This window comes from Wolbachia endosymbiont of Nasonia oneida (assembly GCF_009012935.1).
GTDB classification, from domain to species: domain Bacteria; phylum Pseudomonadota; class Alphaproteobacteria; order Rickettsiales; family Anaplasmataceae; genus Wolbachia; species Wolbachia pipientis.
Window position 1 is genome coordinate 40,579 of the sequence record NZ_QESS01000005.1, and the last position, 21,706, is coordinate 62,284.

21 protein-coding genes and 1 pseudogene are annotated in these 21,706 nt (G+C 35.7%); 10 read left to right on the top strand and 12 right to left on the bottom strand.

Going from position 1 to position 21,706, the window contains the following annotated elements:
* The first annotated feature begins 113 nt into the window (after window positions 1-113).
* Complete coding sequence (locus tag DEF52_RS03555) at window positions 114-1,379, top strand: MFS transporter (RefSeq protein ID WP_256359313.1); 1,266 nt, start codon at window positions 114-116, stop codon at window positions 1,377-1,379.
* Window positions 1,380-1,562: 183 nt separating this feature from the next.
* Here DEF52_RS03555 and DEF52_RS07030 read toward each other — a convergent pair.
* From DEF52_RS07030 to secG, 4 genes and pseudogenes are all read right to left on the bottom strand, one after another.
* Window positions 1,563-1,673: pseudogene (locus DEF52_RS07030) on the bottom strand (WPE palindromic element domain-containing protein); the annotation flags it as partial.
* Between the two features lie 176 nt (window positions 1,674-1,849).
* Window positions 1,850-2,260: a nucleoside deaminase gene (locus DEF52_RS03565; protein WP_015588966.1), complete on the bottom strand. Its 411-nt coding sequence runs from the start codon at window positions 2,258-2,260 to the stop codon at window positions 1,850-1,852.
* 25 nt (window positions 2,261-2,285) lie between these two features.
* Complete coding sequence (locus DEF52_RS03570) at window positions 2,286-3,890, bottom strand: CTP synthase (RefSeq protein WP_007548879.1); 1,605 nt, start codon at window positions 3,888-3,890, stop codon at window positions 2,286-2,288.
* Entirely contained in the window at window positions 3,890-4,210 is a 321-nt protein-coding gene (gene secG / locus DEF52_RS03575) for a preprotein translocase subunit SecG (protein ID WP_151807869.1), read from the bottom strand. Before secG ends, DEF52_RS03570 begins: the two co-directional genes overlap by 1 nt.
* 144 nt (window positions 4,211-4,354) lie before the next feature.
* Between secG and DEF52_RS03580 the strand changes: the two genes are divergently transcribed.
* The gene (locus DEF52_RS03580) at window positions 4,355-4,870 is read left to right on the top strand and encodes a gamma carbonic anhydrase family protein (RefSeq protein ID WP_151807870.1); all 516 of its coding nucleotides are present in this window, start codon (window positions 4,355-4,357) and stop codon (window positions 4,868-4,870) included.
* A 50-nt stretch (window positions 4,871-4,920) separates the two neighbouring features.
* Here the strand turns inward: DEF52_RS03580 and DEF52_RS03585 are convergent, their stop codons facing one another.
* A complete protein-coding gene (locus tag DEF52_RS03585; RefSeq protein WP_151807871.1) occupies window positions 4,921-6,129 on the bottom strand; it encodes a hypothetical protein in 1,209 nt (402 codons plus the stop codon).
* Window positions 6,130-6,386: 257 nt separating this feature from the next.
* On the opposite strand from DEF52_RS03585, the gene DEF52_RS03590 reads away from it, so the two are divergent.
* Both DEF52_RS03590 and DEF52_RS03595 read left to right on the top strand, forming a co-directional pair.
* Complete coding sequence (locus tag DEF52_RS03590) at window positions 6,387-8,846, top strand: valine--tRNA ligase (RefSeq protein ID WP_151807872.1); 2,460 nt, start codon at window positions 6,387-6,389, stop codon at window positions 8,844-8,846.
* 18 nt (window positions 8,847-8,864) lie between these two features.
* The gene (locus DEF52_RS03595; protein ID WP_151807873.1) at window positions 8,865-10,415 is read left to right on the top strand and encodes an AAA family ATPase; all 1,551 of its coding nucleotides are present in this window, start codon (window positions 8,865-8,867) and stop codon (window positions 10,413-10,415) included.
* Here DEF52_RS03595 and DEF52_RS03600 read toward each other — a convergent pair.
* Complete coding sequence (locus DEF52_RS03600; protein WP_151807863.1) at window positions 10,372-11,322, bottom strand: IS481 family transposase; 951 nt, start codon at window positions 11,320-11,322, stop codon at window positions 10,372-10,374. The genes DEF52_RS03595 and DEF52_RS03600 overlap by 44 nt on opposite strands.
* A gap of 68 nt (window positions 11,323-11,390) precedes the next feature.
* Between DEF52_RS03600 and DEF52_RS03605 the strand changes: the two genes are divergently transcribed.
* The 4 genes from DEF52_RS03605 (at window position 11,391) to DEF52_RS03620 (ending at window position 14,952) form a co-directional block, all read left to right on the top strand.
* Window positions 11,391-12,002: a hypothetical protein gene (locus DEF52_RS03605; RefSeq protein WP_151807874.1), complete on the top strand. Its 612-nt coding sequence runs from the start codon at window positions 11,391-11,393 to the stop codon at window positions 12,000-12,002.
* A 75-nt stretch (window positions 12,003-12,077) separates the two neighbouring features.
* Window positions 12,078-13,400: a coiled-coil domain-containing protein gene (locus tag DEF52_RS03610; protein ID WP_015588973.1), complete on the top strand. Its 1,323-nt coding sequence runs from the start codon at window positions 12,078-12,080 to the stop codon at window positions 13,398-13,400.
* A gap of 30 nt (window positions 13,401-13,430) precedes the next feature.
* A complete protein-coding gene (pyrF, locus tag DEF52_RS03615; RefSeq protein WP_006280567.1) occupies window positions 13,431-14,105 on the top strand; it encodes an orotidine-5'-phosphate decarboxylase in 675 nt (224 codons plus the stop codon).
* A gap of 49 nt (window positions 14,106-14,154) precedes the next feature.
* Window positions 14,155-14,952 carry a hypothetical protein gene (locus tag DEF52_RS03620; RefSeq protein WP_151807875.1) on the top strand — a complete coding sequence of 266 codons (798 nt, stop codon included), beginning with the start codon at window positions 14,155-14,157 and terminating at the stop codon, window positions 14,950-14,952.
* Between the two features lie 192 nt (window positions 14,953-15,144).
* On the opposite strand, the gene DEF52_RS06270 is transcribed toward DEF52_RS03620, so the two are convergent.
* Window positions 15,145-15,438, bottom strand: coding sequence for a hypothetical protein (locus DEF52_RS06270; RefSeq protein WP_010962608.1), 294 nt, complete (start codon window positions 15,436-15,438; stop codon window positions 15,145-15,147).
* A 48-nt stretch (window positions 15,439-15,486) separates the two neighbouring features.
* On the opposite strand from DEF52_RS06270, the gene DEF52_RS03630 reads away from it, so the two are divergent.
* On the top strand, window positions 15,487-16,686 hold the full coding sequence (locus DEF52_RS03630; RefSeq protein ID WP_151807876.1) for a phage major capsid protein: 1,200 nt from the start codon (window positions 15,487-15,489) through the stop codon (window positions 16,684-16,686).
* A 332-nt stretch (window positions 16,687-17,018) separates the two neighbouring features.
* On the opposite strand, the gene DEF52_RS03635 is transcribed toward DEF52_RS03630, so the two are convergent.
* From DEF52_RS03635 to DEF52_RS03645, 3 genes are read right to left on the bottom strand one after another with little or no spacing between them, the layout of a single operon-like run.
* Entirely contained in the window at window positions 17,019-17,660 is a 642-nt protein-coding gene (locus tag DEF52_RS03635) for an amino acid ABC transporter ATP-binding protein (protein WP_151807877.1), read from the bottom strand.
* Window positions 17,644-18,291, bottom strand: a complete 648-nt coding sequence (locus DEF52_RS03640) for an amino acid ABC transporter permease (RefSeq protein ID WP_007548901.1) — start codon at window positions 18,289-18,291, stop codon at window positions 17,644-17,646. The genes DEF52_RS03635 and DEF52_RS03640 overlap by 17 nt, the downstream gene beginning before the upstream one ends.
* Window positions 18,291-19,025 carry a substrate-binding periplasmic protein gene (locus DEF52_RS03645; protein ID WP_151807878.1) on the bottom strand — a complete coding sequence of 245 codons (735 nt, stop codon included), beginning with the start codon at window positions 19,023-19,025 and terminating at the stop codon, window positions 18,291-18,293. Before DEF52_RS03645 ends, DEF52_RS03640 begins: the two co-directional genes overlap by 1 nt.
* A 125-nt stretch (window positions 19,026-19,150) precedes the next feature.
* Between DEF52_RS03645 and DEF52_RS03650 the strand changes: the two genes are divergently transcribed.
* Window positions 19,151-19,606: an arginine repressor gene (locus DEF52_RS03650; RefSeq protein WP_007548899.1), complete on the top strand. Its 456-nt coding sequence runs from the start codon at window positions 19,151-19,153 to the stop codon at window positions 19,604-19,606.
* Between the two features lie 53 nt (window positions 19,607-19,659).
* On the opposite strand, the gene tatC is transcribed toward DEF52_RS03650, so the two are convergent.
* On the bottom strand, window positions 19,660-20,421 hold the full coding sequence (gene tatC, locus DEF52_RS03655; RefSeq protein ID WP_012673114.1) for a twin-arginine translocase subunit TatC: 762 nt from the start codon (window positions 20,419-20,421) through the stop codon (window positions 19,660-19,662).
* The gene (locus DEF52_RS03660) at window positions 20,418-21,536 is read right to left on the bottom strand and encodes a type I glyceraldehyde-3-phosphate dehydrogenase (RefSeq protein WP_151807879.1); all 1,119 of its coding nucleotides are present in this window, start codon (window positions 21,534-21,536) and stop codon (window positions 20,418-20,420) included. The genes tatC and DEF52_RS03660 overlap by 4 nt, the downstream gene beginning before the upstream one ends.
* Window positions 21,537-21,706: the final 170 nt, after the last annotated feature.

A 21,706-nucleotide genomic window follows, 5' to 3' on the forward strand; every position in this document is an offset into this window, starting at 1 on the left:
TAACACTGCAATTATCACACACCATAATAAAAAAGTCAACTCCATATGTTTAGGTTGTAAAATCCCAAAAAGCAGCCAGAATAGAATAAGCAAACATTTACGAATTGAATTTAGTGCAAACAAGGGTGTTGATATCAACCATACTCTGCAGAATCGCAATATGGTATGACTACATGCTTTTTATTGATTTGATTAACATAATCAGCAGAGAGTTTTGTTTTGCAAAAGATGTCTACAGTAACATACTGCAATTATTTGGAATTGTAGGGCTAGGTGCAATTGTAAGGCCACTTGGTGCATTCATATTTGGTCACGTTGGTGACAGGTATGGAAGGAGGATAGCATTAATAATTACTATCTTGCTAATATCGATACCATCAAGTCTCATTGCATTTATTCCAAGTCACAATCAAGTAGGTATAATTTCTACTATATTGCTTCTTGCAATCCATATAACACAAGGAATTGCACTTGGTGGTGAACAAGGAAGTTCTGTTTATCTTATAGAGCATTTATCCAGTAGGAAAGAGAACTTAGGGATGTATTTTGGAATGATGGGTTTTGGTCGCTCCATTGGCGTCTTGCTTTCTGCGGTGATAGTGATTATCTGCAAAAAAACTACTGATTTTTGTACCTTGGGTTGGAGATTGCCATTTATTTTCTCAGCTATTTTAGGATTAATTAGCGCGTATAGCATATACACATTGGGAGAAACTCCAGCATATGAAAAAAATCGAAAACAAAGAAATTTACCTGATTTGCCAATAATAGAGCTTATAAAACGCCACAAGAGAGCTCTTATACTTGCTATTTTAATATCTGTACCTGTTAATGTTGCTGTTGGATTTACCATATTTCTTCGAACTCTCGCAAAGGAAATAGCATCAGTGGATGTTTATGTAACAACATATATCAACGAAATTGTATTGATTATAACCAGTGTATTAATGCCGATATCTTCAATAGCGTTTGGAATGTTGGCTGATAAAGTTGGAAAAGAGCGCACTGCAATCTTATTTATAGCAATTACAATGGCACTGTGTTGTCCTGCGTTATCTATTGCATATTACTATAAAAATTATCTTGTGATTGCGTTGAGCGTAATGGTTCTCTCTATAATAGAAAGGGGTATAGTTCCCATAGGAATAGTTGCATCTGAACTCTTTCCTACCAATGTTAGATTTAGTGGTGTGAGCTTATCACGCAATATCTCTTATGCGTTACATGGAGGATTTACTCCTATGGTTTGTATTTGGTTGACTGTAACATTTCCTCAAACAAACCTTGCTGCTGGGCTTTATATAGTCTTCTGCTTGTTGATCAGTGTGGTAGCAATATTGCAAATAAAACCGCAAGATAAGAAATTTGATTGGTCTTAGTTTTCTCCTATGTGATTTGATAGACCGGGAAAGGGTTTCATCTAAGTAGCTGACACCCTGACAACCGTCATCCCGCTGCTTGTTAGCGGGATCTAGAGATACCGTGACGGTATGACGTAGGACTGCTGTCATTCCAGTCTGGAATCCAGAGAAAAGGATGATGTCATCCCAGTGTCCCTGTAATGTCATTCCAGTGCTTGACACTGGAATCCAGCCTTTATTATGCAGCCACTTGGTTAAAATTAAGTCTTCTGGATCCCAGTGTCTGGGCACTGGGATGACAAAGGAGGGCAGTGTCAGCTACTCGGATGACACCCTGCTGGTGGACAATGTTTGTATAGTTGTGCGTCACGCGCTGGAATGACGAATTACTTAACCGCCATACCGTCACGGTATCTCCTAGCATAGATCCCGCTAACACGTAGCGGGATGACGATTTTGTATCGGAAAACAAGTAGCATGACGATTTATCAAATGTTCCTTAGTTTCTCAAAAAAATCCTTTAACAAAAAAGAGCATTCTGTTTCTAATATCCCACCATAAACTTCAGGTATATGGCTGCAAAATTGAAATATCTTAGCACCATTTTCAATTCCTCCACCTTTTGGATTATAAGCTCCAAAGTACAATCGTTTAATTCTGGCAAAGGAAATGGCTTGAGCACACATCGGACATGGTTCTAATGTTACGTACATATCAGCATCACAAAGCGTGGGAGTTGAAAATGCTTGTCTGATCGCTAACATCTCTGCATGTGCAGTTGGATCGCTGGATATATTGTGTGCAGAAGAAATGATATTGTCTCCACTCACTATTACAGCACCTATGGGCACCTCATCATTTTTTTGAGCGAGTTTGGCTTGCTCTATGGCAAGCTCCATATATTGATACTTAAACACTAGGCACTTATTTCTTATCAATTGCTGCTTCAATAAATGATACAAAAAGAGGATGAGGAGAAAACGGCTTTGATTGAAACTCTGGATGAAACTGCACACCAATAAACCACGGATGACTCTCTAACTCCACTGCCTCTATGCACGTTCCATCTTCTGATATGCCACTGCATAGCAGCCCATTTTTTTCCAAATCATCTTTATAATCTGAATTGATTATGTATCTATGCCTGTGTCTTTCTGAAATAGTAGTGTTACTATATGCATCCATCATTTTAGAGTTTGCATTTATATTACATTTGTATGCCCCAAGTCTCATGGTTCCACCAAGATCGTCATCTTGATCGCCAGCTAACTTAACGATTGGATGTTTACAGTTACGAAATTCTTCAGAGTGTGCATCTTCAAGCTTAACAACATTACGAGCAAATTCAATAATTGCAAGCTGCATACCAAGGCAAATTCCGAAAAATGGGATATTATTTGTACGGGCATAATTTATTGCTAATATTTTACCCTCTACTCCGTCATCACCAAACCCCCCTGGAACAAGGATTGCATGAGAATTCTGTAACTTCTCCCCTATAAGCTTTTCATTTATAGGTTTTTCTTCCTTCTCTCTTGAGTTAACCCAATTTATCTTTACTTTGACTTTATTACTAATCGCACCATGATTTAATGCTTCAACCAGTGATTTGTATGCATCAGGGAATTCGGTGTATTTTCCCACTATAGATACAGTAACTTCCTGTGTTGGGTGCCTTATGGAATGCACTATTTGATCCCATTCAGTCAAGCTTGGTTTTGGCTTACTTAAATGAAAGTGCTCCAAAATTTGCGTATCAAGCCCACATTGGCTATACAACACCGGTAACTCATATATATGACTCACATCAGGGGCAGGTATCACATTGGATAAAGAAACATTGCAAAGCTTAGCTATTTTCTCTCTTTGATTATCGAAAATTTCTTTCTCACTGCGGCATAATATAATATCTGGTTGTAACCCCGCGGAATTTAACTCTCGAACTGAATGCTGCGTTGGTTTTGTCTTTAATTCTTGCGCTGCGGTAAGATATGGTATTAAAGTTAAGTGAATCAGGATAACTCTTTGTTTTCCTAATGTGTAGTTAACTTGGCGTATAGCCTCCAAAAATGGTTGGCTTTCAATGTCACCTACAGTTCCGCCTATTTCACATATTACAAAATCTAAACCTTCCGTACCATTAAAAATGAACGATTTGATCAAATCTGTTACATGAGGAATGACTTGCACAGTTTTGCCCAGATAATCACCACGCCTCTCTTTCTTCAATAACTCATGATATATCTTACCAGTTGTTATATTGTCATCTTTTGTTGCTTTAATTCCAGTAAAACGCTCATAATGCCCAAGATCCAAATCAGTTTCAGCACCATCTTCGGTAACAAATACCTCTCCGTGCTGAGTTGGGTTCATTGTCCCAGGATCAATGTTGAGATACGGGTCAAGTTTTCTGATACGGATCTTAAAACCGTGAGCTTGAAGAAGCGCACCAACACTCGAAGCAACTAAGCCTTTACCAAGCGATGACACAACTCCACCTGTGACAAAGATAAATTTAGCTTCCTTCATTAATTTTCAAATGGAACAGAAGTAGATTCACTTTCTTGCTTTTTTTCTAATATAATTTTTTCTGCGATCGATTTTTTATGTACGTCTTTTGAACATAATCCTGACAATAGCAATGTGTTTATAATAAACAATCCAGCAACAATAGCCGTTATTCTGCTGAGCGGGTTTTCAGAAGATTTCACCGGAATCATCGAATTGACCCCCTGTTGTACATTACTAAAACCACTTAACGAACTACTCCCAGGCGGCTGCAAGAGCACTAAAATTACTAACACAACAACCAATATTATTTGAAATATACTTAATACCGCTACTGACATTATAGATAGGGCTGAAAATAAAAATCTTAGCAGTACAAAGCACGTAAGTCAAGAACATCTGTCACCCAAGTAGTTTGAAATCTAAGTATGTATTTACTGCTTACCTTATTTTGATTAACATATGCATAAGACTTTGGGCTTAATATGTATCACATTTTAAAATACAAAGATTATGAACCAAAAATAGACGAAAGTGCTTTCATCGCAGGTGGTTCGCATATCATAGGCAAGGTTGAAATAGGAAGAGATGCAAGCATCTGGTTTAATTGTGTAATCAGAGGGGACGTTGGATCAATAAAAATAGGTAATGGAACAAATATTCAAGATGGAACGGTAATTCATGTGGATAGAAACCCAGGTGGTGACACAATTATTGGCAGCATGGTAACAGTGGGACATTTTTGTGTGTTGCACGCATGCACGGTGCATGATAAGGCGTTTATTGGTATGGGCTCTACCGTGATGGACCATGCAGTTGTGGAGCCTGAAGCTATGGTAGCTGCTGGCTCACTGGTAACACACGGAAAAGTGATAAAAAGTGGTGAAATATGGGCTGGTAGGCCAGCAAAATTCTTCAAAAAAATGTCGAATGAAGAAATTAAACATATTGCACAATCAGCACAAAATTATATTATGCTAATAAAAGAATACAAAAACTGAAGTTCGCGTCAAGTGTTTTACTTGACACGTACATTTCGGCTTAACCCTTGTTACTTCTTTTTCCCATTCTCATTTACTTCTTGTGCTTTTGCCCCATCTACTTGAGTACTAGGTAATACTGCATATGTAATACCACCGGCTACGAGTGCAGATGCTACTGCTATACCAATCATTACTAACATCTCTAACTTAACTGTACGTTCAAGTGCAGTAAATGCTATCAGTCCAGCAGCAAGACCCATACCAACAGTAGCAGTGTACCGTGCTCCATTGCCTTGTTTTGGTTGCTCAGTTGTTTTGCTTTTATCTTCTAGTTTTCTATTTTTCTCCTCAGCTTCAGTCAATCGATTTTGTAAGTCTTTTGTTTCATCCTTTTTGGCTTTTAACTGAGCAGCAGTATCATTTGGTGCTGCCTTTAACTGCGCAACTTCATCATTTAGTTTATTTATTTCATCCTCTTTGGCTTTTAACTGAGCAGCATTTGGTTGGTTGTTTAACTGTGCTTCTAAATCTTTTATTTTATTTGTTAGTGTTGTTTTTTCACCCTCTAACTTCGTAACAGCAGCATCTGGTTGAGCTTTTAATGCTGTCATTTCATTCTCTTTCTCTGTTAACTTTTGCTGTAACGCCACAGCATCTAATGCTTCCAATTCTGTTATTTTAGCATTTTTCTCTTCTAACTGCTGCTGCAACGCTGTAGAATCTATTGCCTTTAGTTTTTCCACTTCAGCTTCTAAGTCTTGTTTTTCCTGCTGGGCTGTGTCCAATTGATCTTGTAATTCTTGTGTTTTAATTCTCAATTCCTCCTCAGCTTTCTTCTTTGCAGCTTCTAATTCTTCATTTTTCCCCTTTAACTGCTCTTCTGCAGCTTCCAATTCTGTTGTTTTAACATTTTTCTCTTCTAACAATTGTACTGTGGGATGGCAAGATAGGGCTTTTACCATAATCTCCTCTTTCCCATCGTTAAGGCCTAGCAGATTTTTCATTTCTTCTAGGCAACTAAAATATTTGCCACCCTTTTTCCCAACGGATTTTACATTCATGATTGTATTATCTCCTAGTTCTTCTTGAGGATAAGAACCAGTAATATATAGTTGTTGATCATTTAGCGTACAGCCCACATAAAACTTGTCATCAATTATAGCACCACTCTTATCTACGTTTTTATACTTTTTAAATTCTTCATAATCATCTTTTTTTATAACAAGCACTATTTTATCATCGGCAACCTGTATTGTACCATTCTTTAAGCTTAGCATAACGAACCTCAATTATAATTTAACATTACATAATACCCTTAGAACCTAAGGTCAAATAATATTTTTATCATAACATAGAAAATTTATGTTCGTAAACAAAAAATTTTGGCGTAAAATTGCCGTATTTACTTAATTGTGCTATAGCTAAAGTAATTTAGGTTTACCGACCATCGTCATTCCGCTGCTTGTTAGCGGGATCTAGAGATACCGCGGCGGTATAACGTTGCTAGCTTAAAGTTTAAAATTGAGAAATATTTATGTTAAAAGAAAAATACGGCTTTAAAGAAGTTGAAGACAAATGCAACATATTATGGGAAGGCAGTAAAGTTTATAAATGGAATGGTGAAAAGGATAACACTTTCACTATAGACACACCTCCACCGACAATATCGGGTAAATTGCATATTGGCCATATATTTAGCTATTGCCACACGGACTTTATTGCAAGGTTTCAGCGCATGCTGGGAAAAGATGTGTTTTACCCAATTGGGTTTGATGATAATGGGCTTCCCACTGAAAGATTGGTTGAGCAAACCTATAAAACCCGCGCAAAAGAAGTTGGCAGGGAAAAATTTATAGAGATGTGCCATGAGGTTATTGAAAAATCAAAGCAAGAATTCAAGGAACTATTTAAATCGGTCGGCATTAGTTATGACTGGGATTTGGAATACCACACGATCAGCAAGGAAACTGTGACGCTTTCACAGATGTCGTTTATTGATCTATATAATAAGGGATATGCATATAGAAAAATGCAGCCCATCCTTTGGGACCCGGTTGATAAAACAGCAATTGCGCAAGCAGAAATAGAAGATAAAGTTTTTGAGTCATCCTTAAACACGATAGTTTTCTCTACTCAAGAAAATGAGCAGATCAATATTGCAACTACGCGGCCTGAGTTACTTCCCGCATGTGTTGCAGTTTTTTGTCATCCAGAGGATGCGCGCTACACTCATCTGATCGGAAAAACAGCCATAGTGCCAATAACAAAGGAAAAAGTTCCAATCATAGCAGATGATAAGGTTAAAATAGATAAAGGCACCGGGCTTGTTATGTGTTGTACATTCGGTGATGAACTCGACATATATTGGCAGCAAAAGCATAATCTACCGATGAAAATTATCATCGATCAGGATGGGAGAATAAGCCTTTATGATGTCATTCCAGTGCTTGACACTGGAATCTATAGTGAAATAAATGGATTGAAAGTTACAGCAGCAAGAAAGAGGATGATTGAAATCTCGAGTGGAAAAGGACTTTTGATAGAAAGCACTAACATTTCTCATTCTGTTAAGTGCGCAGAAAGATCTGGTGCACCACTTGAGATATTACCTACTTATCAATGGTTTATCAAGACTTTAGAGCAAAAAGCTCAAGTATTAGATAAAGTAAAAGAATGCAATTGGCACCCAAGCAATATGCGTAAACGTATGGAAGTGTGGATAGAAGGGCTAAATTGGGACTGGTGCATTTCAAGGCAGCGCTATTTTGGTGTGCCATTTCCAGCATGGTATTCCAAACGTAAGGGAGAAGAAGGTAAAATTATTCTAGCTGAGATAAAGGACCTACCTATAGATCCACTCAAAGATTTGCCAAAAGGGTATAGCAAAGAAGAGGTTATCCCAGATCAAGATGTAATGGATACCTGGGCCACAAGTTCAATTACTCCTCAACTGAGTGCACTGGCAGTAAACAGTGAGTTTAGTTTACCAAATCATCGCTATGATACGATATTTCCTGCAGATCTGCGCAGCCAGAGCCATGAGATAATAAGAACTTGGGCTTTTTATACTATTTTAAAGGCACATTATCATGCAAATTCTTTACCTTGGAAAAACATTATGATCAGCGGTTGGTGTTTAGCAGATGATAAGAAAAAGATGAGTAAATCAAAAGGTAATATCATCACTCCTCATGTAATACTTGAAACTTATGGAGCTGATGTAGTGCGCTATTGGGCAGCGAACTCAAGGCTTGGAGTTGATACAGTCTACTCTGAAAATATATTCAAAATTGGCCAGCGCCTCGTTACAAAACTTTGGAACGCTAGCAAGTTTGTTTTCATGTTCATGGAAAAGCATCAAACAGTAAGCATAAATTCCATCAGTGAGACGATGGATAAATGGATACTGTCTAAGCTGTACAAAGTAATAGGTAGAGCAACAAATAACCTATTACAGTTTGAATACTGCGAAGCTTTGGGCGCAATAGAGGAATTTTTTTGGAAAGACTTTTGTGATAACTACTTGGAACTAGCAAAAAAGCGCGCATATGGAGATAAAGTAAACAGCGAAGCAAACTTAAGTGCAAAGCAAAGTTCGGCATATGTACTGAATATTATTTTGCGGTTATTTGCACCTTTTCTGCCGTACATTACGGAAGAGATATACCACCTGTTATATAGTTATAATTCTGTACACAATCAAAGTAATTGGCCGAGCAAAGAAGAACTTATCTACGATAAATGTTCAGAGGAAATGGGAGATAATGTTATTCAGATATTAAACATTATCAGAAAGATAAAAGCAGATAATAATGTGTCAGTTAAGCATTTGATAAAGAAATTAGTGATAAAAGCAGATCTACGAGAGGACAAATTGAATCAATCCGCGCAGAATGATTTGCAGGCAGTGTGCAATGCGGAAATGATAGAGTGGATGCAGTCTGAGCTTGAAACTGAGAACGGAAAATACATAGTGAATATAGATTTATATTGATTTTTATGTGAAATTTGTTTGACTTCCTTTAATGTGAGCGTTACCATAACGATAACTTTAACTTATGAGGGAACGATAGTAGGAAATCTATATAATAAAACTAATGCGCCATATCTTATAGCTGGTACTCTTGCTACTTTGGCATTGCTTGCATCTGGGACACTCGCTGTTGCTCCTTATGTTGCATTCTTATCTTCAATTGCAGCCTTTAATGTAGCTCTTCCTGTTGCCTTGATATCTACTTTGATACTCGTACTTTCATGCAAGATGATTAGTCGAAATAAAAAATTAGCTGCTCAAGGAGCGGAGCTTAATGAAAAAACTGAATTAGCTGCAGAGCAAGAAAATACAATACAAAGCTTAGAACCTCAAATCAAAGGGCTAAATAAGAAAGTTAGTGATCTCGAAACAAAATTGGATGAAATTTCAAAGCAGACTAATGGTGCTGCAACAAAAGATGAAGTTAAACAGCTAAGAGGAGAGCTTGGTAGTCTCACAGAAAAATACAATCAAATTGCAAATCTAGGGGAAAAGCTTGATAGTGCTGCAACAAAAGGTGCAGTGGAAAAGCTAAGAGGAGAGTTTGCTGAAGAGCTAAAGAAGCTTAACGATGAAGTTGTAAAGCTAATTGATAGTGCTGCAACAAAAGATGAAGTGGAAGAGCTAAGTAAGAAGTTTAGTAGTTTCACGACAAAATTAGATGAAATTTCAAAGCAAGCTAATGGTGCTGCAACAAAAGATGAAGTGGAAGAGCTAAAGGCAAAGATTGCTAGTGCTGCAACAAAAGATGAAGTGGAAGAGCTAAGTAAGAAGTTTAGTAGTTTCACGACAAAATTAGATGAAATTGTAAAGCAAATTGGTAGTGCTGCAACAAAAGATGAAGTGGAGGAGCTAGTGACAAAGATTGCTAGTGCTGCAACAAAAGAAGAACTAAAGGCAGGGCTTAATGGTGCTGCAACAAAAGAAGAGCTAAAGGCAGGGCTTAATGGTACTGCAACAAAAGAGGAATTAGAAGAAAGGTTTGGTAATTTCATAAAGGAAGATGAAGTAAAAGAAGAGCTGCAGATGAACTTTTATGGAAAAGATGAAGAAAGAGAAAAGATGACATTAGATAATGTTATGCTTCCAAACAATATAAAACAAAAGTTGGTAAGGATTTATCAACCAAATGCTCTAGAAAAAAGAGAAGGATACATTTTGCATGGTCCACCAGGAACTGGTAAAACTATGATTGCTAGGGCAATTGCGAGTGAAACTAAAGGTATATCTGCATTTATAAGTGTTTCTGCTTCTAGTTTGTTTAATATACAAAATATAGATGATCTTTTTAAAAAAGCAAAAGAAAACGCTCCTTGTATAGTTTTTATAGATGAAATTGAAGGCTTTGGCAAAATGCGTAATCTTCATGGTAATAATGTAGAATATTTAGATCATTTCTTAACTAAAATTGGTGGCTTTGACTCTATAAAAGATGTGACGGTGGTTGCTGCAACTAATCGTATCTCTGATTTAGATGGAGCACTTACTAGGTGTATGGTCCCAGAGTGTGATGGTGTGGATTTAGTATAAATAATTCTGGAGACTGTGTCCACTGATAACATATAAATTCATAAGGAGTAAGACCCTTAAGAGTTTTGAGTCTCTTTGCATAATTATAAGCCATAACAAAGTTATAAAGGTGTTCTTTAAGTTGCTGGTGCGATTGATAGTAATACTTCTTAACTGTAGCATCCTTTAAAGTTTTATTCATACGCTCGACTTGCCCATTCGTCCAAGGATGGCTAACTTTTGTCAAACGATGTTCAATAACATTCTCTTCGCAAACTCTATCAAATATATGTTGGAAAGCATACTTATGACGCTTCTGGTTTGTAAATTGTATACCGTTATCTGTCAAAATAGTATGGATTTTATACGGTAAAATTCTAATCAAATTACGTAAGAACTCAGCAGCTATGGGTTTTGTAGCACTGTTACACAACTCAACATAGGTAAATTTGGATGTCCTATCAATAGCAACAAACAAATGTAATTTGCCCTCCTCAGTTCTAACTTCAGCAATATCAATATGAAAGTAACCGATAGGATATTGTTTGAATTTCTTTTTTGACTTAACTTCTCCATCAACAGCTGGTAATCTGCTAATGTTGTGTCTTTGTAAACAACGATGCAAGCTAGAGCGAGTCAAATGCGGAATTGTAGACTGCAGAGCGTAAAGGCAATCATCTAGTGGCAGTAGTGTATACTTGCGAAATGTAACTATTATAGCTTCCTCTTCTAGCGTTAAAACAGTTGATCTTGGATGCTTTGGACCCATATCAGCATCTTTCGTAAATGAACGTTTTCTCCACTTAATAATAGTTTTTGGATTAAGGTTATAATGCTTGGAGAGTTTTGCTATGCTCTCTTTTCTATTTTGTATTGCTCTACGAATCGTCTGTGTTGTTTTGGCGCACCCATGTAATATCTGTCCCATAATGACTCCTTAAATGATGATGATAGTATACCATCACTCTCTGGGACCATACAACTAGGGGTGGTCGTTTGAGCAATCACATTAATATTCCTCCATTAGACACAAACACACGTAAAAAAATAATAAATGAGCATCTGAAAGAAACAAAACCTGACTTGCTTAAAAGAGTTTTAGACGAGACTAAAGGTTTTTCACCCGCAAATCTAATTATTTTATTACGTGAATTGGAAGAAAAAAAATTCACTAGCGCGTCTAAGGTTGGGGAATTCTGTCAACATTTTAAGAAGACTCATGGTATAGATAATGTGTCGAATAAGCAGCGTACTAACGAGGAAACGCTAAACACGCTGGAAAAAACTCCATTACAAGAAACAGCTAGTTCACTGAAAATGATAAAGGATCTAAGCAGTGAACATTCATCAGAATTGGGAAAAATAGATAAAGATAAGTTCGTTAATGAGCTACCTTCCTTAAGTCATATGTCCACACCAAAAACAAAAAATTCTACTCAATATAGAACAAAGCCTCCAAGAAAATCTCCTAAAAAGAAAGATGAGGATGAGAATAAAGAAAATTCAGAGCAACTAAATCACGAAAATCTTGATACAAATATCAACAGCCCTCATTTATCGCCTTTTAAAGACACAACAAATAATTCCTATTACACCTTAACGATGTAAGTGCAGGAACCTCCACAGATAAGAGAATTTTAATAAATATATACAAGACTGCTGAACGTGGGGGGGAGGGGAGTAATGAGCAATTTGCTTAGTGAGGCTAATGCATTTTATTTTGTAGCTAGTTCCTTAGCTACTCTTACGTTACTTACATCTTTAGCGCTTATTGTAACTTCTAATGTGCCTCTTCCTCTAATTCTTGCTTTAGCTACATTATCTGTTTTGGTGCTTGCACTTTCGTATAAAATAATTAGTAATAATAAAAAAATAGAGGTTGAGAGAAATAAATTCGCTCAGAAAGAGCAAGAGTTGGAAAATAAAATAACTCTAGGAAAGGAAGCTGAAAAAGCTGCAAACAAAGAAGTGGAAAAATTAAAACATGAATTAACTCGAGAAAAGCAAAATTTAGACAAGAGAGCAAAAAAATTGAATCAGAAAGTAAATGAGTCAGAAGTTGAGAGAGAATCTCTTCTTGAAGAAAAAAAATCTTTAGAGAAAAAATTAGAAACAGCAAAGAATCGTACGTTTGAAATAGACAATGAATTGGACAAAACAAGAAAGGAAATAGGTAAGCTTAATGAGCAGGAAGAGAAATTAAAACTTGAAATCTCATGTTTAAAGAAACAGTTGGAAGAAAGAAGTAGATTTATTGCAAAGCTGAAGATGGAAGTGGATGATAATAAACATTTAGAGCTAGAGAATAAGGGGTTAAATGATAGAATAGAAACATCACGTGAAGTACAAAAGGCACTACGTGAGAAAAAACATGAACTTAGTGAAAAAGTAGAGGCATTGAATAAGGAAAAAAATAGATTTTCTAAAGAAGTAGAGGAATTACGTGAAGAACAAGAAAGACTGCATGCAAACTTAGATAAGCTACAATGTAAAATTAAAGAGGTCAACAAAGAAAAGAAAAATTTATCTAAAGAATTAAAAGAGAAATTTGAAGAGTTAGATGAAGCAAATGGTTTAATTAAAAATCAATCTTTTGAGTTAGATGGGATAAGAAAAGATTGTAATAATGAAGTAAAAAGTTTAAGAAATTCACTTTTAGAACGAGACAGTCAAATAGAAGATTTTTTGAAAGAGAAAGAAAAACAAGTGAATTTTGCGCAACTGTTGATAAGATGCGTAACAGACAATATAGAAGAACCAATAAGAAATAATGATGGAAAAGCAATATTAGATACGATTCAAATATTAAAGTCTGCGTTACAAGGAGAAATTGCACGGCTTTTGCCAGACGAAACGCCTTCTTCTTCGCTGGAAGATCTTGGATATGAATCATTATTTGTCAGTCGCTCATCCACCCCGACCAAGTTGCCAAATTCACTATTGACAGAATCTTATGAACGCAGTCAGTTCAATCAGAGTGAAAGTATTTGCAAAACACAACAATGAGTCTTATTATAAGATAAATCATGCAAGATAATGAACCCAATAATATGCGCACTGGATACACAAGACTTAAATAAGGCTATTTCTCTAGCTAATGCTCTGCGTGGTAAAGTTGGCATGGTAAAGCTGGGATTAGAATTTTTTGCTGCTCAAGGTCTTTCTGGAGTGCAAGAAGTTGCAAAATGCAATGTACCAATTTTTTTAGATCTGAAATTGCATGACATTCCAAACACTGTAGCCAAAACAGTTGAAGTAATAAAAGTTCTGAACATTGAAATGTTAACTCTGCACATCAGCGGTGGAACAAAAATGCTTGAAGAAGCGCTAAGTGTAGTGCAAGGCACAAAAATAAAGCTGATTGGGGTGACAGTGCTAACTAGTATGAGCAATGAGGATTTAAACGAGCTTGGAGTAGCAAGAGAGGCAAAATCACAGGTAATTTTGCTTGCAAAGCTTGCAAAAAAGATTGGACTCCATGGAGTAGTCTGTTCTGCACTAGAAGCTCAAGAAGTGCGCCGAGAATGCGGTGAAGACTTTAAAATTATTACTCCAGGAATTCGTATAGATCCAGGTCATGACGACCAAAAAAGAACAGCAACACCAAAAGAAGCAATAAATTCAGGAGCTGATTATATCGTCATTGGCAGACCCATTACAAAAACTACAAGTAGTGCGGAGCTAATATTGAAATCCATGAAAGAATTTTAATATAATAACTTAATTTATAAAAATACTAACATATTAATTAGGAATAAGCATGAGTAATATCAATAGAATAATACGCGAAGTAATCAAGGAATTCCGCTCAAAATTACCAGATAAGGAAATAGAGGAATATTCTGACAAATTGAATAAGCTACATATCTACCAGTGCAATAAGCATATAATAGAAAATAAGAAGCTATATCATTATACAATAAATGGGAAAACCCATGCTATGGGTCAGCATGGGCATAATTTTGTCAAGAGTTTAGAAGTTATCTTGAGGAATAAGCCACAAATTTCCTTAGAAGAGGTAATTGATTTTATGGAAAAAATAATTAATTTTGGTATTGATAGTTGTTATGGAGCATTTGAGATGATATTTGAATCTCGCTCTGGTGTTACAATAGATGATGCAGTTAATTTTGTAAAAGATAGCTTATCTAGTAAATTTTATGGATTCCATGGCAGTGGGATTTTCAAAGTAATATTAGAACTTAATCCAGAGAGCTCTCTTGAAGAGATAGAGAAACAATTTAGCAAAGTAGTAGATCCTTACTTTCTTAATGCTTGGAGTCGAGAAAGTGAAAGGGCTTTTGCTAAGATATGTAGGTTATGTAGAGAAGGACATGTGGAGAGTATGCAGAAATTTGATTTTAGCAATTTTAATTTAGATCAAGATAGTGCTGGAGCATTAAGAGCACTGTTACAGTATTGTGTTGACGTTTCTAATCAAAAAGCTTTAGGTGATTCACATGAATTGCATAGAGAAGAGATGGAGGGGATATATAAATTTGATGATAATTACGATTTAAATTTAGATAGTGATCATAATGATAGTATCTGGCATTGAAATTATACTACAATAATAAAATAACTGGATAAAAATTATCACCAAAAAAATTCAAAAAAGTGCTTGACATAAAAGAACGAACATTATATAGTGTCATTATCTTTTATTTTACCTCGCTTAATTTAATTACTGGATTAAGCTTACAGTACTAAGCGTGGCACAAAGTGCCACGCTATTTTTCGGTTTACATTTTCAACAGATAAAAAATGATGCCATTTCAGTGCCAAGCACATAACTGTACGGATATTCATTTTTAAAGGTAAATTGCACAACAGATGATGTCATTCCAGTGCTTGACACTGGAATCCAGAAATTTTGCTTATAACTGAGCTGATGAGCTAAAGGTAGTTGTCTTACGCTAAAACAAACGTTTTTAATTAAGTTGCATAGAAGCTGGATCCCAGTGTCAAGCACTGGAATGACATCGTTTACTATGTACCATATTGCAATATTCGTACAACTGTGGGAAACATCTATGGATGCCATTCCTATTACCTTATTTCCATTTTTATTTCATTTTCAAAGGAGGCTATTATGTCACTTACCGATATCGCTCACCGTATCAATGAACTCGCTTCATCATGGGAGCAATTTAAATTAATAAATGATCGCAAACTAAAAGAAATTGAAAGCAAAGGGCGTGCTGATTCTGCAACAATTGAGCAGCTATGCAAGGTAAATAATGCCATTGATAGTTGCAAAGAGCGTTTAGACTTGATCGAAACTGCAGCTCAACGCCCAGAAGTAAATACAGATTTTAGCACAAGCGATAAATATTTTTCTGATTATATCCGCAAGGGAATGGAAAGCGGTTTATCACACAAAACCCTCAGTGGAGATGACAGTGATATCGGAGGGTATCTAGTTACTCCGCATATTGTAAAACGCATAAACAAGCGCGTAACTGATTCGTCCCCAATGCGACAAATATGCTCCAGTCAAAGAATCTCTACTGAAACATTGGATTACATTATAGAAGATTTTGACCGCGCCGGTGCAGGTTGGAGCAGTGAAACAGTAGATGATGAGGACGGTGGCAATAAGTCTAAGTATGATTTTGCAAAAGATACGGACACGCCCAAAATCCAAAAGATTTCCGTCACAACTTACGAGTTATATGCTCAACCACAAATATCACAAAAGTTACTCGATGATGCGTTTGTCGATGTTGAGAGTTGGCTGGTGGAAAAGATTGCCGAGACTTTTAGTAAGGAAGAAAGCGAAGCCTTCATTAAGGGTGAGGGCACTTTTCAACCAAAAGGAATTTTAGCTTATGAAAATGGAAACAGTTATAATAAAATAGAGCAAGTTAAAACTGAAAAATTAGATAGTGATTCAATAATGATGTTGTATTACTCTCTGGACGAATATTATTCCAAAAATGCGTCATTTTTGATAAACAGGAGTACGTTGAAGGATATCAGGCTGCTAAAATCTCAAACAGGTCAGTATCTCTGGCAGCCAAGTCTGTCGCTTGAAGCTCCAGATACTTTAATGGGAATACCAGTATATCAATCTGCCGATATGCCACCAGCGCCAAACAATCAGCTACCAGTAATTGCGATGGCAGATTTCAAACAAGCTTATAAGATTGTAGATAACAGAGGAATGAGAATATTAAGAGACCCTTATACGAATAAACCTTATGTGAGGTTTTTTGTCACTAAGCGTGTCGGCGGAGAGGTTGTAAACACCAGTGCTATTAAATTGTTGAAAGTTGCGAGCAAGTACTAAAAACTTCCGCAGCATCATCTTTATAGCTGATCAAAGCAACACGTCATACCGCGATTCATTCCATAACTGTACGAACATTGTGATTTTGGCCCATCAGGAGGGTGTCATCCCAGTGCTTGACACATATAGCTAAACTGACTTAGATTTACCGACAGTTTGAAAAACAAAAATTCGTCATTCCGCTCTTGGGTTAGCTATAGTTTGCTATATTATGTGATTTTATTTTTAGCGTTGCTTCTTATATTATGTAATTTATTTTCCATAATGTATATTATGTAATTTTCGATGCTAAGATCTGTTATAGCTCTCAGTATGATATGAGTGATTCTCTTTTAATAATTATTTTTTAAATAGTTTGTTGGTTCATCAATTTCTTTAGGATTGATATCTACAATTATTTTTCCGTTTTTTAACAGAATAATCCGATCTGATATTTTTGTTAAAAAATCCAAATTGTGAGAAGCGATAATCATAGTAATACCCATATCTCTAACTGATTGTAGTAGTTCCACAACGTCGACTATTGTTACTACATCTAAACCAGACGTTGGCTCATCGCATAATAGAATCCTTGGATTCATCATTAAGCTTCTGGCAAGCGCAACCCGCTGTTTTTGCCCACCGGATAGATTACTAGGGTAATCATTTTTTTTAGAAGCAATACCCAAAGACTCAAGTAGTGAATCACTTTGATCCTGAGTTTTGTTTTTAAGTTTGGGAGCATATGTAAGATTTTCCCAGACAGTCATATGTGGGAAAAGTTGAAAATCCTGAAATACAAAACCAGTACTATCATTGCATTCAATGCTACCAGAATCTAAAACTTCGAGTTTTTGTATACAACGTAACAATGTTGATTTACCACTACCAGAAGGACCAGCAAGACCAACTATAGATTGTTCTATAATCAGGTTAATATTATTAAGTACTGGAACATTATTAAATAATTTACAAACATTATGCATTTTTATCATATATACCTTTCTGTTCAATCTTTTTGCCTATATATTCAATTAGTAATACAAGAGCGTAATAATAAGCCCCAGCAAGACAAAGTGGTATAAAATAAGTAAATTGTTCTGCTGCAAGCATTTGCGCAGAGCGCATAATATCAACACCACCAATAGTAGAGATTAATGCCGTTTCTTTAAGAAGTGCAATGATCTCATTTATCATTGCAGGAAGAATATTTTTAATAACTTGTGGTAATATAATATCTCTCCACATATAGAAACTAGGTATTTGTAAAGTTTTAGCTGCTTCAAACTGGTTTTTTGATATAGTTTCAATACCAGCTCGTAAAATCTCAGCAATATAAGCACAGCTATTTAGACCAAATGCTATAATGCCAGCACTAAATATGTTTAATTTAATTCCTGCAATGGTTGGAGTCATAAAATAAACAACACTTAACTGTAATATAAGGGGGGTGCCACGTATTACAGATATAATTCCATTAATTAATGGAATACAGATCTTATTATATCTGAGTACTGAAAATAACCCTCCTAGACTCATACCTAAAAGCAGTCCTCCAATCAATAATTTTAAAGTAAAGGCAAGGCCTGTTCCAACAAACAAGAAATTAGAAATTAATTCTTGCATCAGTTATCTCCTAGCCATTTTTCTGCTATCTTTTGTATTACACCTTTACTTTCTAAACTTTTTAACGCCTCGTTTATTTTATCCTTTAAATCAGATCCTTTATTCACAGCAATAGAATAACCATTATCTGACTTAGCGATGGCTGACCATGATAGACCAGGATTTTTTTTGCTAAATACTTTACCTTGGAATTCATCAATTAGGACGCCATCAACATGACCAGACTTTAATGTTTCTACAGCTTGATTATTATTGTCTATAGCAATAATTTGAGCTGTTGTAGGAACATGCTCTTTTAGCCAAATTTCCATGACAGTTCCTAGTTGAACGGCTATCTTCTTGTGAGTTAAGTTGTTTATACCGGCTATGGGTTTATTTTTGTGATATAGAATACCAAATTCCCCTGTATAATAACTATTTGAAAAATCAAAATTTTTTTCACGCTCTTCTGTGCTACCAATAGTAGATATAGCAGCATCTACAGAATTACTTTGCAATGCTGCAAATATAGTACTAAACTGCATATCTTTAAATATCGCTTCTTTACCTAACTCTTTTGCTACTAATTGAGCAAGCTCAATGTCAAAGCCAGTAAATTTACCATTTTCATAATATTCAAAAGGTGGATAATCTGCAGAAATTGCAAATCTAATGATATTATCGTGTTTATCTTCCTTGCATCCTGTTAATAGAATACTTATCACTATAATAGCATTTAAAATATATTTTTTCATATTACTAATTTATATTCATGTTTTATTCATCTTATGAGTATAGACATTAAAAATTGAATAGTCAAGAAATAATGAATATAATTTCAAATATACTTATTACATATTCAATATGAGGAAAATGCATAATGCATGACAACACACTAGGTGAACATATTTTAAATATTATTCAAAATCACGAAATTTTAGAGCAGAGCGATTTACAGACCTTGCTTAAAGAAAGAGGGCACAACATTCCTCAGGCTACTTTATCAAGAAAATTAAAAAAACTTAAAATTGCCAAAGTTGCTGGTGTATATAAAGTAATCGATATCAACCAGTATCAATTACCATTGATACTTAATATGCAAATTTCGGATTTTGGTTTAATAGTACTACATACCCAACCAGGACAAGCTAGCAGTCTGGCTTACTTTCTAGATCAGAAATATGTTATTTATTCATTAAATAATAGCAAAAACATAGGAATTATAGGAACTATAGCAGGTGATGATACAGTATTATTGATCATCAAAAGTAAGACTGAACTTAACAAAGTATTACAATCAATTTATAAAACATTTCCATATTTAAGTCTTGAATAAGAATGTTGTAAGTTAAAAATGTGATATAAAGGAGATAAGAGGGATTTCTTTGTTTAAATCTTTGTCTTCTTTTTTTCAATATACCTACATATCAGAATGGACAATTCATATAGAATCAGCATAGGTATTGCAAGCCCTACTTGGCTTAATACATCAGGTGGAGTTAAGATTGCAGCGATAATAAAAATTACCACTATCGCGATTCTGCGTTTATTTGACAAACTTTGTGTAGTGAGTAACCCTACTCTCACCATTAATGTGAGTATTACTGGAATTTGAAATGCAGTGCCAAAAGCAAACATAAATTGGAGAACGAGGTCTAAATATTCGCTAACTGATGGCATAAACTCTATTGGTATACCGAAAGATTTCCCACTATGTTCAAAAGTGATGAAAAACTTCCAGGCTAAAGGAAATATATAGTAATAGACTACAGTAGCTCCCGTTACAAATAAAACCGGTGTTGCAATCAAGTATGGCAACAACACTGCCCTTTCACTTTTATATAACCCAGGTGCTAAGAACATATAAAATTGCCATGCAAACACAGGAAAAGAAAACAAAAGTGCGCTCATTATTGCAACTTGGAGATACACAAAAAATGCCTCTGTTAAGTCTGTGTAAATTAAAGAAAAACCTTCGCTACCTTTTGTTGCTTCTATTAAAGGTGCGAGTAAAAAACGGTATATATTTTCCTTAAAGTAATAACAAAAACCAAAAGCAACGCAAAAAAATAGAAAGCAAAAGATAACTCTTTTTCTGAGTTCCGCAAAGTGCTCATAAAATGAGGCGTATTTGTTTGAGTTCCAGTTCATACTTTACTATAGCTCAATAATGCTATGTCTAACATTCTCAGCGAAAAAGCCCACTCATTGTCATACCACGCTGCAACCCTGCATATATCACCTGTAACATATGTACCAGTTAAATCCACAATTGCACTATAAGGGTTATGCACAAAATCTATTGAGACTAAAGGTTCCTCGCATATAGAAAGTACATTTGACATTGGATAACCCTCTGTCATCCTAGTACCCTCTGATGTCATCTTAGTACCCTCTGATGTCATCCGAGTAGCTGACACTGGGATCCAGAAATTAGATTCCAGCGTCACGCGCTGGAATGACGTAGAGGAGAGAGCTGCATCCTTAAATATTTCATTGATTTCTTCAACGGTCGCTTTCTTATCAGTCGTAAATGTAAAATCAACCATAGAAACATTGCTAACCGGAACTCTGACGGCAGTGCCATCTAGCTTTCCTTTTAATTCAGGAATGACAGAACCAATTGTTTTTGCTGCCCCGGTTGTAGTTGGCACCATAGATAATCCGCAAGCCCTTGCTCTACGCAAATCTTTATGATTACCATCAAGAACATTTTGATCATTCGTGTAGGCATGTATAGTAGTCATAAAACCGCTTTTTATACCTAAACTGGAGTGTAGGACTTTCACAATCGGAGCAAGGCAATTTGTAGTGCAAGAACCTGCTGATATCACTTTATGCTCTTTTTCGAGCATATCGTTATTCACACCATAAACTATAGTGACATCAGCATCCGGAACTGGAGCAGAGACAATTACTTTCTCTGCATTGTGCCTTATTGCTTCTTCACGTTTGTTGAATGCACCAGTACATTCAAGTATTACATCAACATTCCAAGGAATATTTTCAGGGCTCCGTTCTCTATACAAAGAAAACTTTCTGCCATTTATGGATAGCCAATTTTGAGACTCATTAAAATCAATATCACCACTGAATTTGCCATGAATAGAATCATATTTAATCAAATGTGCATGCTGCTTTGCACTGAGCGATCCATTGATAGCTACAACTTCTATTTGCTCACTATACTTTTCTATTTCATAAATAGCACGCAATACGCCTCTGCCTATTCTACCAAGGCCATTAATTCCTACACGAATCGTCATCTCTTCATTCAAAAAATTTAATTATAGAGGATATCACTTGATATTTCATTTTATTCTTTTGCTTTTCTATCGATATGAACATTATAGCAAGGAGACAGGGCTAAAAACTTGCTTGACAAACTCCGCCAGCCCCCTTATCATGATAGTGAAGCTATTGTATTTGCTTTCGC